The organism is Streptomyces sp. NPDC052012, assembly GCF_040689265.1.
Lineage (GTDB): Bacteria > Actinomycetota > Actinomycetes > Streptomycetales > Streptomycetaceae > Streptomyces.
The window spans coordinates 243,283-257,447 of record NZ_JBFAXA010000003.1 but is presented as its reverse complement, the minus strand read 5'-3'; the positions used below and the strand labels follow the sequence as shown (position 1 = coordinate 257,447).

13 protein-coding genes are annotated in these 14,165 nt (G+C 73.6%); 11 read left to right on the top strand and 2 right to left on the bottom strand.

The window, feature by feature from the left end; genetic code table 11:
- Positions 1-32 precede the first annotated feature (32 nt).
- Both AB0412_RS08320 and AB0412_RS08315 read left to right on the top strand, forming a co-directional pair.
- Positions 33-707 (top strand): response regulator transcription factor, encoded by a 675-nt coding sequence (locus AB0412_RS08320; RefSeq protein ID WP_366401712.1) that lies wholly within the window; start codon positions 33-35, stop codon positions 705-707.
- A gap of 76 nt (positions 708-783) precedes the next feature.
- Complete coding sequence (locus tag AB0412_RS08315; protein WP_366401711.1) at positions 784-1,212, top strand: PaaI family thioesterase; 429 nt, start codon at positions 784-786, stop codon at positions 1,210-1,212.
- A 64-nt stretch (positions 1,213-1,276) separates the two neighbouring features.
- Here the strand turns inward: AB0412_RS08315 and AB0412_RS08310 are convergent, their stop codons facing one another.
- Positions 1,277-2,299: a Gfo/Idh/MocA family oxidoreductase gene (locus tag AB0412_RS08310; RefSeq protein ID WP_366401710.1), complete on the bottom strand. Its 1,023-nt coding sequence runs from the start codon at positions 2,297-2,299 to the stop codon at positions 1,277-1,279.
- A 128-nt stretch (positions 2,300-2,427) separates the two neighbouring features.
- Here AB0412_RS08310 and AB0412_RS08305 point away from each other — a divergent pair, with 128 nt between their 5' ends.
- The 7 genes from AB0412_RS08305 (at position 2,428) to AB0412_RS08275 (ending at position 11,157) form a co-directional block, all read left to right on the top strand.
- Positions 2,428-3,165: a GntR family transcriptional regulator gene (locus AB0412_RS08305; protein WP_366401958.1), complete on the top strand. Its 738-nt coding sequence runs from the start codon at positions 2,428-2,430 to the stop codon at positions 3,163-3,165.
- Between the two features lie 134 nt (positions 3,166-3,299).
- Entirely contained in the window at positions 3,300-4,448 is a 1,149-nt protein-coding gene (locus AB0412_RS08300; protein WP_366401709.1) for an ROK family glucokinase, read from the top strand.
- Positions 4,445-5,023: a sugar kinase gene (locus tag AB0412_RS08295; protein WP_366401708.1), complete on the top strand. Its 579-nt coding sequence runs from the start codon at positions 4,445-4,447 to the stop codon at positions 5,021-5,023. Before AB0412_RS08300 ends, AB0412_RS08295 begins: the two co-directional genes overlap by 4 nt.
- Positions 5,024-5,128: 105 nt before the next feature.
- The gene (locus tag AB0412_RS08290; RefSeq protein WP_366401707.1) at positions 5,129-8,032 is read left to right on the top strand and encodes an SNF2-related protein; all 2,904 of its coding nucleotides are present in this window, start codon (positions 5,129-5,131) and stop codon (positions 8,030-8,032) included.
- Entirely contained in the window at positions 8,029-10,197 is a 2,169-nt protein-coding gene (locus AB0412_RS08285) for an SWIM zinc finger family protein (protein WP_366401706.1), read from the top strand. The genes AB0412_RS08290 and AB0412_RS08285 overlap by 4 nt, the downstream gene beginning before the upstream one ends.
- A gap of 119 nt (positions 10,198-10,316) precedes the next feature.
- On the top strand, positions 10,317-10,703 hold the full coding sequence (locus AB0412_RS08280) for a hypothetical protein (RefSeq protein WP_366401705.1): 387 nt from the start codon (positions 10,317-10,319) through the stop codon (positions 10,701-10,703).
- A gap of 124 nt (positions 10,704-10,827) precedes the next feature.
- A complete protein-coding gene (locus AB0412_RS08275) occupies positions 10,828-11,157 on the top strand; it encodes a deoxyxylulose-5-phosphate synthase (protein WP_366401704.1) in 330 nt (109 codons plus the stop codon).
- On the opposite strand, the gene AB0412_RS08270 is transcribed toward AB0412_RS08275, so the two are convergent.
- Positions 11,145-11,993 (bottom strand): hypothetical protein, encoded by an 849-nt coding sequence (locus tag AB0412_RS08270; protein ID WP_366401703.1) that lies wholly within the window; start codon positions 11,991-11,993, stop codon positions 11,145-11,147. The genes AB0412_RS08275 and AB0412_RS08270 overlap by 13 nt on opposite strands.
- A gap of 157 nt (positions 11,994-12,150) precedes the next feature.
- Here AB0412_RS08270 and AB0412_RS08265 point away from each other — a divergent pair, with 157 nt between their 5' ends.
- Together AB0412_RS08265 and dgoD are read left to right on the top strand one after the other, a co-directional pair.
- Entirely contained in the window at positions 12,151-12,927 is a 777-nt protein-coding gene (locus tag AB0412_RS08265; protein ID WP_366401702.1) for an SDR family NAD(P)-dependent oxidoreductase, read from the top strand.
- Between the two features lie 65 nt (positions 12,928-12,992).
- A complete protein-coding gene (gene dgoD, locus AB0412_RS08260; RefSeq protein WP_366401701.1) occupies positions 12,993-14,138 on the top strand; it encodes a galactonate dehydratase in 1,146 nt (381 codons plus the stop codon).
- Positions 14,139-14,165: the final 27 nt, after the last annotated feature.

Here is a 14,165-nt window from a genome sequence, read left to right as displayed (position 1 = left end):
CAACCGCGAACGACCGTGATTACGTAGGGCCCATGACTGCGATCAGACTGCTCCTCGTCGACGACGACCCGCTGGTGCGGGCCGGGCTGTCCTTCATGATGGGCGGCGCCGACGACATCGAGGTCGTCGGCGAGGCGGCCGACGGCGACGAGGTCGAGGCGCTGGTGGACCGCACCCGCCCGGACGTCGTCCTCATGGACATCCGGATGCCGGCCGTGGACGGTCTGACCGCCACCGAGCGGCTGCGCCGGCGCCCGGACGCGCCGCAGATCGTCGTGCTCACCACCTTCCACGCCGACGAGCAGGTGCTGCGCGCCCTGCGCGCCGGAGCCGCCGGGTTCGTCCTCAAGGACACCCCGCCCGCCGAGATCCTCGACGCCGTGCGCAGGGTGGCCGCCGGTGACCCCGTCCTGTCGCCCACCGTCACCCGGCAGTTGATGCAGCACGCGGCCGGAACCGCCGCCGACACCCGGCACGCACGCGCCCGGGAGCGCATCGCCGCTCTCAACGACCGCGAACGCGAGGTCGCCGTCGCCGTCGGCCGGGGCCTCGCCAACGCCGAGATCGCCACGGAGCTGTTCATGAGCGTGGCCACCGTCAAGACCCACGTCTCCCGCATCCTGGCCAAGCTCGACCTCAACAACCGCGTCCAGATCGCCCTCCTCGCCTACGACGCGGGGCTGCTGGAGGACACCGAGGGGCGCTGAGGACACCACGGGAACGCTGCGGGACACTGGGGCCCGCGTGCCGTCCGACCACCCGGCCGAAGGAGACCTCGCCGCCATGACCGCGACCCCCGCCCTCGACCTCGCCACGGCCCAACAGGCCCTGGACAGCCAGCCGTTCAGTCGGCTCGTGGGCGCGCGGGTGACCGCCTTCGGGGAGGGCGGCGCCACCCTGGAGGTCGACGTCCGCGAGGAACTCCACCAGCAACACGGCTTCGTGCACGGCGGCGTCCTCTCCTACGCCGCCGACAACGCCCTCACCTTCGCGGGCGGCGCCGCCCTCGGCCCGCACGTCCTCACCGGCGGCTTCTCCATCCAGTACCTCCGCCCGGCCGTCGGCCGCACGCTGCGCGCCCGCGCGGAGGTGGTGCACGCGGGCCGGCGCCAGGCCGTGGTCCGCTGCGAGCTGCTCATGGCCGACGACGACGGCACCGAGACCCTCTGCGCGGTCGCCCAGGGCACGGTCCTGCCGATCGCGGCGCCCTGACGCCTCTCACTCGAAGGCGGGCCTCCCCACCCGAAGGCGGCCTCCTCACCCGAAGGCGGCCTCCTCACCCGAAGAGGGCCGCCGCCCCGCCCGGGATCTCCGCGAGCCGGACCGGTCTGTGCTCACGCCGGGACAGTTCGCACGCCTCGGCGATCCGCAGCGCCTGCAGAGCCTCCCGCCCGTCGCACGGGTTCGCCCGCTCGCCCCGCACCACCTCGACGAACGCGATCAGCTCCGCCTCGTACGCGGGCCCGAACCGCTCCAGGAACCCGGTCCACGGCTTGTCCGCGGCCGGCGGCCCGGTCGGCTCGGTGGACGCGATCGGCGTACGGTCGTCCAGGCCGACGGCGATCTGGTCCCGCTCCCCGGCCAGCTCCATGCGGACGTCGTAGCCGGCGCCGTTCATCCGGGTCGCGGTGAGCGTGGCGAGCGTCCCGTCCTCCAGCGTGAGCAGCGCCGCGCCCGTGTCCACGTCACCCGCCTCACGGAACATCGCCGGCCCGGCGTCGGACCCGACGGCGTACACGTCCGTGACCTCCCGGCCGGTCACCCAGCGCAGGATGTCGAAGTCGTGGATCAGCGTGTCCCGGTACAGCCCGCCCGACTGCGGCAGGTACCCGGCAGGCGGCGGCTCCGGGTCGCTGGTCATCGCCCGTACGGTGTGCAGCCGCCCGAGCCGTCCCGAGCGGACCGCCTCGCGCGCACCCGCGTACCCCCGGTCGAACCGCCGCTGGAAGCCCATCTGCAGCACGGTCCCGGCCGTCTCCACCTCCGCGATCGCCTGCAGCGTGCCCGGGAGGTCCAGGGCGATGGGCTTCTCGCAGAACACCGGCAGGCCCGCACGCGCGGCCCGGCCGATCAGCTCGGCGTGGGCGGACGTGGCCGTCGTGATCACCACCGCGTCCACTCCCCAGGTGTAGATCTCGTCCACCCCGGGCGCCGCCGTCTCGCCCAGCCGGTGGGCGAGCGCCTGGGCGCGCGCCGGATCGGCGTCCGTCAGGATCAGCGAGCCCACGTCGCGGTGCCTGCTGAGCGTGTGGGCGTGAAGGGTGCCGATGCGGCCCGTACCGATGACCCCGATGCGCATGGAAACAAAGTGCGGCCCGCACCCCGCCCTGTCAATCCGTATGTCCGGACAACCGAACTTCACAACTTCCCGTCAACAGCGCACGGAGCTACGCTCGGGCCGTGCCGAAACCAGACGTGGACCCGACCGTGCAACTGGAGCTGAGCGTGGACCGCAGCTCCCCCGTGCCGTTGTACTTCCAGCTGTCCCAGCAGCTGGAGGCCGCCATCGAACACGGCACGCTGACCCCCGGCAGCCTGCTGGGCAACGAGATCGAGCTCGCCGCCCGGCTCGGCCTGTCCCGCCCGACCGTCCGCCAGGCCATCCAGTCCCTGGTCGACAAGGGCCTCCTGGTCCGCCGCCGCGGAGTCGGCACCCAGGTCGTGCACAGCCAGGTCAAACGCCCCCTGGAGCTCAGCAGCCTCTACGACGACCTGGAGTCCGCGGGCCAGCGCCCCGCCACCAAGGTCCTGGTCAACACTCTCGTCGCCGCCTCCGCCGAGGTCGCCGCCGCGCTCGGCGTACCCGAGGACAGCGAGGTCCACCGCATCGAACGCCTCCGCCTCGCCCACGGTGAGCCGATGGCGTACCTGTGCAACTTCCTGCCCCCCGGCCTCCTCGACCTGGACACCGCCCAGCTGGAGGCCACGGGCCTGTACCGCCTGATGCGCGCGGCCGGCATCACCCTGCACAGCGCCCGCCAGACCATCGGCGCGCGAGCGGCCACCGCAGCGGAGGCCGACCGCCTGTCCGAGGACCCCGGCGCCCCCCTGCTCACCATGCAACGCGTCACATACGACGACACGGGACGAGCAGTGGAGTACGGCACCCACACATACAGGCCCAGCCGCTACAGCTTCGAGTTCCAGCTCCTGGTAAGAAGCTGATCTCCAACTGGCGTAAGGGGCGCGGGGAACTGCGCGAACAACCACAACGCACCCGCACCCGGCAACGAAAGCGGCACCCACCCACCCATAAGCCATTCGGCACCCGGCGGAGCCGTGCGGCAGAATCGCACCCGATGAGCACCTACCGCGACTTCACCGCCCCCATCGGCTCCCGCCGTGCCCCGGTCCTCAGAACCGTCGGCACCCGGGAGCGCCGGTCCCACCTGTCGGCCCCCCGCGTCCCGACCGTGGGCATCGACATCGGCGGCACCAAAGTCATGGCGGGTGTGGTCGACGCCGACGGCAACATCCTCGAGAAGCTCCGCACCGAGACCCCGGACAAGTCCAAGAGCCCCAAGGTCGTCGAGGACACCATCGTCGAACTGGTCCTCGACCTCTCCGACCGGCACGACGTGCACGCCGTCGGCATCGGCGCCGCCGGCTGGGTCGACGCCGACCGCAACCGCGTGCTCTTCGCCCCCCACCTGTCCTGGCGCAACGAGCCGCTGCGCGACCGCATCGCCGGCCGCCTCGCGGTCCCCGTCCTGGTGGACAACGACGCCAACACCGCCGCCTGGGCCGAGTGGCGCTTCGGCGCCGGACGCGGCGAGGACCACCTCGTCATGATCACCCTCGGCACCGGCATCGGCGGCGCGATCCTGGAGGACGGCCAGGTCAAGCGCGGCAAGTACGGCGTCGCCGGCGAGTTCGGCCACATGCAGGTCGTCCCCGGCGGACACCGCTGCCCCTGCGGCAACCGCGGCTGCTGGGAGCAGTACAGCTCAGGCAACGCCCTGGTGCGCGAGGCCCGCGAGCTGGCCGCCGCCGACTCACCGGTCGCCTACGGGATCATCGAGCACGTCAAGGGCAACATCGCCGACATCACCGGCCCGATGATCACCGAGCTGGCGCGCGAGGGCGACGCCATGTGCATCGAGCTGCTCCAGGACATCGGCCAGTGGCTCGGCGTCGGCATCGCCAACCTCGCCGCCGCCCTGGACCCGTCCTGCTTCGTCATCGGCGGTGGTGTCTCGGCCGCCGACGACCTGCTCATCGGCCCCGCCCGCGACGCGTTCAAACGGCACCTCACCGGCCGCGGCTACCGCCCCGAGGCGCACATCGTGCGCGCCCAGCTCGGGCCCGAGGCCGGCATGGTGGGCGCCGCCGACCTGGCCCGCCTGGTCGCCCGCCGCTTCCGCCGCGCCAAGCGCCGCCGCGTCGAGCGGTACGAGCGCTACGAGAAGTACGCCCAGTTCCGCCGTACGACCCGGGAGGCCCTGTGACCGGCGACCTTCCCCGTCAGAGCGGCGCCCCGAAGCGGCCCCGGCCGGCCGAGGACCGCCGGCACATGATCCGCCGCCGGGCGCTCACCCTGCTGATCATCGTGCTGCTCATCGGCATCCCCGCCGGGTATCTGGTGATCTCCGCGAACCAGAGCCGGGCCAGCGGCAAGGACAAGGAGGCGAAGTACGCGGCCACCGGTCTGACCGAGGGCTGGCCGTCCAAGGTGCAGCGCCGCATCTACCAGGTGCCCATCCCGCACCCCGCCTGGTGGGTGGCCTACTACGAGACCAACAACTGGAAGACCAGCCGCCTCTACGTCGAGTTCGAGACCACCGACGCCGGGCTGAACGCCTTCCTCACCAGCATGGGCGTCACCCCGGACGACCTGGACCGGGGCGACATCACCATCGGCGAACGCGACCGGCACATCACCGGCTGGCGCTTCGACGGCCCCGGCACCTGGTCGGGCCTGGTCCACAAGCAGAAGAACCCGGCGCCGACGCACGACGTCGTGGTCAACCACGACAAGCCCGGCTATCCGAGGGTGTACCTCGTCTCCCGGACCGTGCCCTGACGGTGCCCGCCCGGCCGTGAACCCGCCGTCGGGGCCGATTGTCAGACCCCGCCCGTAGAGTCGAAGACGACTGATCCGGCAGACGGGCGGGAGGTGACAAGTCGTATGAGCGAGGGCATCGCGGTGGCCGAGCGGGGGACCACACCCGGGACCACCGGCGCAGGTGAGCCGGACGTGCCGCCGCGCCTCCCGGCCGTGTTCCTGCCCGCACCGCTCCCGCGCGACGGGCGGATCGCCTTCTACGACCCCGAGGGCGACGCGGCGCACGCACCGCAAGGGCCGCCCCACTCACCCGATGCGGCCGGGGCACCCACAGAACTCACCGTCGTCCGCCCGCACGGCGCCGGTGTGCGGCGGCGGACCGTCCCCGCCCTCTGCCTGCCCCTCGACGAAGCCCTCCCCCTGCTGGTGCGGGCGCGGCACGACCCCGGGGCCCACCCGGCCACCGCCTGCTGGGGCGCGGCCGCGCTGCACGCGCTGCGGCTCACGGCACGCGGCAGGCTGCTGCCCGGTCTCACGGCCACCGGACACGACGCCTGGCGCGCCGGCCCGCTCGACCCGGCCGACGTGGCGCACCTGCGCGCGGTCGCCGCCGCCCTGCCGTACGAGGGGCACGCCGTCCCGCTGCCCGGCCCGGGCCCGCTCCGCCTGCCCCAGCCGGAGGCGCTGCTGCGCGCCTTCCTGGACGCCGTCGCCGACACACTGCCCCGCACCCCCGCCGCGCCCTACGCCACCGGGCTGCCGTTCGCCGCGCGAGCGCCCCAGCGGCTGCCCGAGGCCCGCGACTGGGCGGCCGAGGTCGCCGCCGGGATGGACGCGGGTGTGCGCATCTCCCTGCGCCTCGACCTCTCCGCGTACGACCTCTTCGACGCCGCCGGGACCGACGGCGCGTCCGCGGGCGCGCGCAGCGCCGGCGCGGCGATCGTGCAGGTGCACAGCCTCGCCGACCCCACCCTGGTGGCCGACGCGGCGGCCCTGTGGGCGGGCGAGGCCGACAGCGCGTTCGGCCCTCGCGCGCGGGTGGACACCGCCCTGGCGGTCCGCCGGGCGGCCCGGGTCTGGCCCCCGCTGGACCGGCTCTCCGACCAGGACGTACCCGACGTGCTGGCCCTGTCCGAGGACGAGCTGAGCGACCTGCTCGGCGTGGCCGCCACCCGGCTCGCCGCGGCCGGGGTCGGCGTGCACTGGCCGCGCGACCTCGCCCAGGACCTGACCGCCACGGCCGTGGTCCGCCCGGCCCCCGGCTCGGCGACGGACGGCACCGGCTTCTTCGAGAGCGAGGACCTGCTGCGCTTCGGCTGGCAGCTCGCGCTGGGCGGCGACCCGCTCACCGACGCGGAGATGGACGCGCTCGCGGAGGCACACCGTCCGATCGTGCGGCTGCGCGACCAGTGGGTGCTCGTCGACCCGGCGCTCGTGCGCAAGGCCCGCAAACGGGACCTGGGCCTGCTCGACCCGGTCGACGCGCTGTCCGTCGCCCTCACCGGCAGCGCCGAGGTCGACGGCGAGACGGTCGAGGCCGTGCCGACCGGCGCCCTCGCCGTCCTCCGCGACCGCCTCACCGCCGGCGTACGCCCCGCCGAGCCGCCGCCCGGCCTCGCCGCCACCCTGCGCGACTACCAGCTCCGGGGCCTGGCCTGGCTGGACCTGATGACCTCGCTCGGTCTCGGCGGCTGCCTGGCCGACGACATGGGCCTCGGCAAGACGATCACCCTCATCGCGCTGCACCTGAAGCGGGCCCGCCCCGAGCCGACCCTGGTGGTGTGCCCGGCCTCGCTCCTCGGCAACTGGCAGCGGGAGATCACCCGGTTCGCGCCCGGCGTCCCCGTGCGCCGCTTCCACGGCCCGGACCGCACCCTGGACGACCTGGACGGCGGCTTCGTCCTCACGACCTACGGCACCATGCGCTCGGCCGCGCCCACCCTGGCCGCGCAGCGGTGGGGCATGGTCGTCGCCGACGAGGCACAGCACGTCAAGAACCCCCACTCGGCGACCGCCAAGGCGCTGCGCACGATCCCCGCACCGGCCCGCGTGGCCCTGACCGGCACGCCGGTCGAGAACAACCTCTCCGAGCTGTGGGCCCTCCTCGACTGGACCACCCCCGGCCTGCTCGGCCCCCTCAAGTCCTTCCGCGCCCGGCACGCACGCGCGGTGGAGACCGGCGAGGACGAGGAGGCGGTGCAGCGCCTCGCCCGCCTGGTGCGCCCGTTCCTGCTGCGCCGCAAGAAGTCCGACCCCGGGATCGTCCCCGAGCTGCCGCCCAAGACCGAGACGGACCACCCCGTCCCCCTCACCCGCGAACAGGCCGCGCTGTACGAGGCCGTGGTACGCGAGTCGATGCTCGCCATCGAGACCGCGCAGGGCATGGGCCGGCGGGGCCTGGTGCTGAAGCTGCTGACCTCGCTGAAACAGATCTGCGACCATCCCGCGCTGTACCTGAAGGAGGAGCACGCGGGCACCGGTGCGGACCGGCTGGCCGCCCGCTCGGGCAAACTCGCCCTGCTGGACGAGTTGCTGGACACGTTGCTCGCGGAGGACGGCTCGGCCCTGGTGTTCACCCAGTACGTGGGGATGGCCCGGCTGATCACCGCCCACCTGACGGAGCGCGCGGTCCCGGTCGACCTGCTGCACGGCGGTACGCCGGTACCGGAGCGCGAGCGCATGGTGGACCGCTTCCAGAGCGGCGCGACCCCGGTGCTGGTCCTGTCGCTGAAGGCCGCGGGCACCGGCCTGAACCTCACCCGCGCGGGCCACGTCGTCCACGTCGACCGCTGGTGGAACCCGGCGGTCGAGGAACAGGCCACCGACCGCGCCTACCGCATCGGCCAGACCCAGCCGGTCCAGGTCCACCGCCTGATCACCGAGGGCACCGTCGAGGACCGCATCGCCGAGATGCTCCAGTCCAAGCGTGCCCTCGCCGACGCGATCCTCGGCTCCGGCGAGTCCGCCCTCACCGAACTGACCGACCGCGAACTGTCCGACCTGGTCTCGCTCCGGAGGCCGTCATGACCCCGCGCCCGTCCGACGAGGCCCGCGAGGCGCTGCGCGCGGCCCGGGAGCGGGAGAACGCCGAACAGCGGCAGCCGGCGAGCACACCGGCGAGCAGGGAACAGGGCCCGGCCGACGCGGCCCGCGAGGCCCTGCGCCGGGCGCTGCGAGCACGGGGCGGCCACGCGGCGGGGAGCGGCGAGGCGGCCACGGACGAGCAGGCGAGCACCGGGGCGCGGGACAGAGCCCTTGAGGCGACGGCGCCGGGTGACCCCGTCACCGACGACGGTGGCGGCGGTGCCTCAGCACCGGGGGAGGGGAGTGCCGGTGGCGTCCACGCATCCGAGGAGGAGGGCGCGCCTGCCCCGGCGGCATCCCGGGTGACGGACGGGTCCGACGGCGGTGCAGGCGCCGGCGGAGAGAAGAGCGGGCGTCCTGTACCGGAGACGGGTGGGCGACCCGTACAGGGGACGGGCGGGCCTCCCGTGCAGCGGCCCGGTGACATCGCGCGGGAGGCCCTGCGGTCCGCCCGGGCGGAGGCGCAGCGGGCGCGCAGGGCGGCAGAGGGACGCGGCGCCGACGACACGAGGCAGCACAGGAGGTCCACGCCGCCGGCCCCGCCGCGGATGCCCCGTACGACCACGGGCGACCGTGTCGCCCAGGCACGCGCGCGTGAGGTACGGGAGGCGCTCGCCGACGCCTTCCGCATGCCCGCCTCGGTGGACGAGCCGGACAGGGGGACCGACGACCACCGTCGTACCGGAGAGGACCGTTCTGCCCCTGCCCTTCCCGGCTCGACCGGAGCCCCGGAATCCTCGCACCCCGGGGGCACCGCACGACCGGCGGCCGGCGGATCCCGGGAGCCCGGTCGGTCCGCGCCGAGCACCTCCTACGCCACCCCACACTCCATGGCCGCCCCCACCCGGGACTCCGACCTCCGCCGGACCTTCCCCGCCTTTCCCGCCCGGCCCTCGGGCGAGGGGACCTTCGCCGAGACCTGGTGGGGGAACGCCTGGGTCACCGCGTTGGAAGAAGGCGCCCTGGACGCCGCGCGGCTGGCGCGGGGGCGGGGGTATGCCGAGCAGGGGAACGTCGACGCGATCACGGTGACGCCAGGGCTGGTGCTCGCCTACGTCCAGGGCAGCCGCCCCCGGCCGTACCGCGTGCAGGTGCGGTTGCGTACGTTCACGGACGCCGACTGGGAGCGGTTCCTGGACGCCGCCGCCGACCGGCCGGGACACATCGCGGCCCTGCTGGACAAGGAGATGCCCCAGTCCCTCGCCGACTGCGGCGTCCCCCTGCTGCCCGGTCCCGGCGACCTCGACCCGCACTGCAGCTGCCCCGACAGGGGCCACCCCTGCAAGCACGCCGCCGCCCTCTGCTACCAGACCGCCCGGCTGCTCGACGCCGACCCGTTCGTGCTGCTCCTGCTGCGCGGCCGGGGAGAGCGCACGGTGATCGACGCGCTGTCCCGGCTCAGCGCGACCCGCGCGGCCCGCGCCGCCCAGGGGAAGGAACCGGAGCCGCTGCCGGGCGTACGCGCGAGTGACCTCCTCGCGGACTCGCGTGGCTCGGGCGGCGTCCTGCCTCCGCTCCCCGCACCGCTGCCGCCGCCCCCGCACCCCGAGCAGCCCCCGGTGTATCCGCCGGCGCCCGGCGGCCCGGACCCGTTCGCGCTGGACCAGTTGGCGACCGACGCCGCCGCCCGCGCCCACGCCCTGCTGACCACCGGCCGCGACCCGGTGGGCGGGCTCACCCTGTGGCAGGACGCGGTGCGCCTGGCCGCCGCCCGCCCCGGCTCCGGACTCACCGCGGCCACGCGCAGCCTGTACGCCTCCCTCGCCAAGGCCGCCGGCCGCAGCCCCGCAGAGCTGGCGCGGGCCGTGGCCGCCTGGCGTCAGGGCGGCCTGAACGGGCTCCGGGTCCTGGAGGAACCCTGGGACCCACCGGCCGGCCGCTTCGACCGGGCCCGCCCCCTGCTCCTCGCCGCCGACCTGCCGGCGTTCCGCCCCTGGCGCAACCGCCTGACCCACCCCCGCGGTCACGTCCAGCTCCGGCTGGGCCGCGACCACCTCTGGTACGCCTACGAGTCCGAGCCCGGCCACGACGACTGGTGGCCCCGCGGCACACCGGACTCGGACCCCGTCGGCGCCCTGACGGGTCTGGACACGCCGGGGGCGCTGTGACGGGCCGGTTGACGTCCTTGACGTCCGCCAGGGGCACCCGGACCTCTCGCTAAAATAATCACGGAAACATCACGGTCATGTGTCCGGGCGACGACCCCCGCGGGAAGGGAGGCAGGCCGATGATCACCGAACTGGCTGTCGAGCGCGTCGAATTCACCTGCGGACACTGCTGGCACAAGTGGAGCGCCGACTACGACGTGCAGTACTACCGCGACGACAACGGCGACGAATGGGAGTACTTCACCCGCGACGGCATCGCCGTGTCGTCCCCCTACGACCTCCAGGGCGCGCCCGCCTGCCCGATCTGCGGCCGCCACTGGGTGGGCCGCCTGATCGCCCGCAGGCCGGTGCCGGTGCCGCCGGGCACCTCCGCCACGCCCCGGAGCCGCATCACTGTGCCGCGCGACCAGCACCGCACCGACCGCCACACCGCACCCCCACTGGAAGCGGACGCCCACGACCAGCCCACCCACCAGACCCCCGCCACCTCCCCCGGCGACCGCTGACCGCACCCCGGCTGCCGCGCCCGGCCCGCCCGAGGCGGCAGCCGGCCCTCAACGTCGGTGGCCTGACGCGGACCCCCGCTGAAAACACCTCGCTTTCCCCCGGCAAGGCCCCTACCCTGCCGGCATGCCCCACGCCAAGACGTCGTACGTCTGCCTGCCCTGCCGGGCGTCATACAAGCAGCCCTACGACCGGGACCGGCAACGCACATGCCCGCGGTGCGCGAACCCGTTGATCCACGTGGGCTCGGCCTTCGCCGCCCCCCGACGCCGCGACACCGCCGCATGGCGGACCCTCTCGGTCCTGCTGCACGCAGGCGTGCGCTTCCACAAGACCTGCTGCGGAGGCCCCGGCTACCGCCCCCGCACCCTGCGCGAGGCCCGCGACCGCATGACGTACGCGCAACGCACCGGCACCCCCTACGCGGAGGCACTGACGCTACGTCACGTCCCGTGACGTGACCCGGCGGCTCGCTCCTGCGCACCGTCTGCCTCGACCGGGGCGGCACGGTCGTCGATCACGATCCGGACCGGTTTGCCGTCACCGTCGCTGCCCGGACGGGTGATGATCTCCTCCACGGCGTTGGTGATCTTCTGTTGGATGTGGTCGGCGATGGCCTGAGTGACCGGGTTGGTGGCGGTCCTCGTGATCTGGCTCAGACTCGTGATGGCAGCGACCAGGCTCGGCCCGGAGAAGCGAACACTGACGAACCCGTCGTCGTCCCTGACTTCGCCCGGGATGTGGAAGTGCTGCGCGCGGCCGGCGACCTGGACGAGAAAAGCCCAGGTGTCGCGGTGTGCCTCCACCGTCGCGTGGGCGACGCCGGCGGCGGCCCGCAGAACGGCCGGGTCAGGACCGGCGGCGTCACTGCCGGGCTCGGGCTCCGGACTCGGTGTGACTTCGCCGGTGGGCGGGTTCGGTGGCTCGCCTCCTGCGGCGAGCTGCGGCGCATCCTGTCGGCTCGCAGTCTCGGGCTCGGGTTCGGGAGCGGGAGCGGCGCTGAGCCGGCCGTCGATCTGCTCGACGGCACCGCGGAGACCGACGATCTCGGTGCTGATGCGGCTGAGCGGGCCGGTGACGAGGTCGGTGGTACGGGCCATGGCTTCGCGGGCGACGGATCGGATCTCGGCGAGGCCGGTGTTGATGGCGGCGGTGGCATCCTGCCGGATCTGGTCGATGGTGTGCTGCTGGTCGGCGACCTGCTGCTTGAGAGCTGCGAGGTCGGTGCTCATCCTGCCGAGCTGGTCCGTGATCCGCTGCAACTGGGCCCTGTCTGCACTGCCGAACGGCATGATCCCCCCAAACGGTCACAAGTGACCTTGGAAGGGTGGAGGAGGAGGCGACCTGTCGACAAGTCCACGTTCTGGCCAGAGGTACCTCTTGGCGTTCCTCGATAATTAATATTTAATGTCCCCGTCGTTGCCTGCCTCAGTCACAGGAGTCCTCTCCATGCTTCCCGCACGGGTAACCCTCTCGGAGCGCCTCAGCGGCCGGTGCGCGCTCGTCAGTGGAGCCGCGTCCGGCATCGGGGCCGCCACGGCCCGTCGCCTCGCCGCCGAGGGTGCCCGCGTGGTCCTCGCCGACATCGATGCCGAGGCCGGAGAGGCGGTGGCCGCCGGCATCCGCGAGGACGGCGGGGAGGCGCTGTTCCAGTACTGCGATGTCGCCGACGCGTCCTCGTGGAACGGGGCGGTCCAGATCGCTCGCCACGCCTTCGGCCCGGTCCGGGCCCTGGTGAGCAACGCCTACACGGTCCGGGTCGCGGCGGCCCACGAGACCAGCGCCGAGGAGTGGAACCGGCAACTCTCCGTGACCTTGAGCGGATCGTTCCTCGGCGTGCGGGCCTGCCTCGACGATCTGCGGGCCACGGACGGAAGCGTCGTGCTGGTGTCCTCGGTGCACGCCCTGGTCGGCCTGCCCGGACGGCCCGCCTACGCGGCCGCGAAGGCCGGCCTGACGGGACTGGCCCGGCAGTTGGCCGTCGAGTACGGCGGGCAGGTGCGGGTGAACAGCGTGCTGCCCGGCCCGGTTCTGACCCAGGCATGGGACGCCATCGGCGAGGAGGACCGGCGGGCCAGTGCCGCCGAGACCGCAACGGGCCGCCTGGGCCGCCCGGAGGAGGTCGCCGCCGCCGTCGCCTTCCTCGTCAGCGACGACGCGTCCTTCGTGACAGGGGCGTCCCTCGTCGTCGACGGTGGATGGAGCGTGCTGAAGAACTCCTCGTGAGCACCCCGCACCCCGCACGCACCCCTCTTGCCCCTCCTCCATTCCCTGTCTTGGAGCCATCTCCCTTGAAAATCACCCGGGTTGAGACCTTCGCCGTACCGCCCCGCTGGCTGTTCTGCCGCATCGAGACCGACGACGGTGTGGTGGGCTGGGGCGAGCCGGTGGTGGAAGGCAGGGCCGCCACCGTGCGCACGGCCGTGCACGAGCTCGCCGAGTACCTCGTCGGCCAGGACCCGATGCGCATCGAGGACCACTGGCAGGTCATGACCAAGGGCACCTTCTACCGGGGCGGCCCGATCCTGTCGAGCGCCGTCGCCGGTATCGACCAGGCCCTGTGGGACATCGCGGGAAAGACCCTCGACGTGCCGGTGCATGTGCTGCTGGGCGGCCCCGTGCGCGACCGCGTACGGGCCTACAGCTGGGTGGGCGGCGACGAACCCGGCGAGATCGCCGACGCCGTCCGGGCCCAGGTCGAGGCCGGTTTCACGGCGGTGAAGATGAACGCCGCCGGGCGGACCGGGAAGATGGCCACCGCCGCCGAAGTCCACGCCGTGGTCGAACGGGCCCGCATCGCCCGCGAGGTGCTGGGGCCCGACCGGGACTTCGCGCTCGACTTCCACGGCCGGTTCACCACCGCGAACGCCCGCCGCGTGCTGCCCGAACTCGCCCCGCTGCACCCGCTGTTCGTCGAGGAACCCGTCCTGCCGGAGCACGCCCACCGACTGCACGAAGTGGTGGCGGCTTCCACGGTGCCCGTCGCCACCGGAGAGCGCCTCTTCTCCCGCACCGACGCCCTGCCCGCACTGCAGGCCGGCATCGCCGTGCTGCAGCCGGACCTCTCACACGCCGGTGGCATCTCCGAGGTACGGCGCATGGCGTCGCTGGCGGAGACCTTCGACGTGCTGCTGGCCCCGCACTGCCCACTGGGCCCGATCTCCCTCGCCGCCAGCCTGCAAGTCGCCTTCAGCACACCGAACTTCCTCATCCAGGAACAGAGCATCGGCATCCACTACAACGCCGGCGCCGAGGTCCTCGACTATCTGGTCGACCCCGCGGTCTTCCGGTTCGACCAGGGCCACATCAACCGACCCCTCGGCCCCGGCTTGGGCATCGAGGTCGACGAACAGGCCGTACGCCGCGCTAACGACAGCGCCCCGGACTGGCGCGGCCCCCTGTGGCGTCACGCCGACGGCTCGTTCGCCGAATGGTGACCCCGCCCCCGCCGAGCACGACGGAGA

Bases quoted from the DNA above. Each gene is read 5' to 3' on its own strand.
- AB0412_RS08285 (WP_366401706.1), top strand. From the start codon at position 8,029: ATGACCCCGCGCCCGTCCGACGAGGCCCGCGAGGCGCTGCGCGCGGCC.
- AB0412_RS08320 (WP_366401712.1), top strand. From the start codon at position 33: ATGACTGCGATCAGACTGCTCCTCGTCGACGACGACCCGCTGGTGCGG.
- AB0412_RS08270 (WP_366401703.1), bottom strand. From the start codon at position 11,993: ATGCCGTTCGGCAGTGCAGACAGGGCCCAGTTGCAGCGGATCACGGAC.
- AB0412_RS08310 (WP_366401710.1), bottom strand. From the start codon at position 2,299: ATGCGCATCGGGGTCATCGGTACGGGCCGCATCGGCACCCTTCACGCC.
- AB0412_RS08265 (WP_366401702.1), top strand. From the start codon at position 12,151: ATGCTTCCCGCACGGGTAACCCTCTCGGAGCGCCTCAGCGGCCGGTGC.
- AB0412_RS08290 (WP_366401707.1), top strand. From the start codon at position 5,129: ATGAGCGAGGGCATCGCGGTGGCCGAGCGGGGGACCACACCCGGGACC.
- AB0412_RS08275 (WP_366401704.1), top strand. From the start codon at position 10,828: ATGCCCCACGCCAAGACGTCGTACGTCTGCCTGCCCTGCCGGGCGTCA.
- AB0412_RS08315 (WP_366401711.1), top strand. From the start codon at position 784: ATGACCGCGACCCCCGCCCTCGACCTCGCCACGGCCCAACAGGCCCTG.
- AB0412_RS08280 (WP_366401705.1), top strand. From the start codon at position 10,317: ATGATCACCGAACTGGCTGTCGAGCGCGTCGAATTCACCTGCGGACAC.
- AB0412_RS08300 (WP_366401709.1), top strand. From the start codon at position 3,300: ATGAGCACCTACCGCGACTTCACCGCCCCCATCGGCTCCCGCCGTGCC.